We start from the raw sequence: 956 nt of genomic DNA, 5'->3' as shown, positions 1-956 counted from the left end.
GGGTGCCGTGTAGATCGGCTTCAAGGCCGCTGCCAGCGCCTTGCGGTCCTTCCAGCTCGCGTAGTCCAGGCTGTTGCGGATCAGATGCACGATGCAGGTCTGCAGCGTGGTAGCCGGGAACACCGCCGCCAGCGCCTCGGGGATGCCCTTGAGGCCGTCGGTGACGGCGATCAGGATGTCGGCCACGCCGCGTGTCTTGAGGTCGTTGAACACCTTCATCCAGAACTTGGCTCCCTCGGTGTTCTCGATCCACAGGCCCAGGATGTCGCGCGTGCCATCGGGCAGCACACCCAGCGCCAGGTAGATGGCCTTGTTGCGCACCACGCCGTCCTCGCGGATCTTCACGCGCAGCGCGTCGAAGAACACCACCGGGTACATCGGCTCCAGGGGCCGACCCTGCCAGGCCGTGACCTCGGCCATCACGGCATCGGTGACCGAGCTGATGAACTCGGGACTGACCTCGGTGCCGTACTGCTCGGCCAGGAAGCCCTGGATCTCGCGCACGGTCATGCCGCGCGCGTACATGGCCACGATCTTGTCGTCAAAGCCGGTGAAGCGCCGCTCGTGCTTGGGGATCAGGATGGGCTCGAAGGAGCCTGCCCGGTCCCGTGGCACCTCGATGCGCAGCGGCCCGTCTTCGGTCAGCACCGTCTTGGCGGACTTGCCGTTGCGCTGGTTGGCGGCCTCCTCGGGGCGGGTGCTGCCAAGTGCGTAGCCCAGGTGGTGGGACAGCTCCGCGCCCAGCGCCCGTTCGATCAGCGCCTTCTTCAGCGCCATGGTGGTGGCGTTGATCTGGTCGGCCGTCATCGGCGTAGCGCCGCCGGTCAATTGCTCAATGAGTTCATTGGGGATCGACGGCAACGCCGTCATGCCGGCTGCCGCCGGCTTCTTCTTGCTTGGCATAGATGCTCCTGTTCGTCATGCTATGCCTCAAACACAAAATTTCTGACAGGCTC

The 956-nt window shown here is 65.2% G+C and carries 1 protein-coding gene; it reads right to left on the bottom strand.

The window, feature by feature from the left end; all coding sequences use genetic code 11:
• The coding region (locus AC07RV_RS45820; protein WP_492716628.1) for an IS256 family transposase at positions 1 to 903 on the bottom strand (903 nt) is incomplete at its 3' end.
• Between the last annotated feature and the right edge of the window lie 53 nt (positions 904 to 956).

The sequence above is a fragment of the Variovorax sp. GW821-FHT09B01 genome (genome assembly GCF_059418345.1).
The sequence above is the reverse complement of the archived record's forward strand: the minus strand, read 5'-3'. Positions and strand labels throughout refer to the sequence as shown.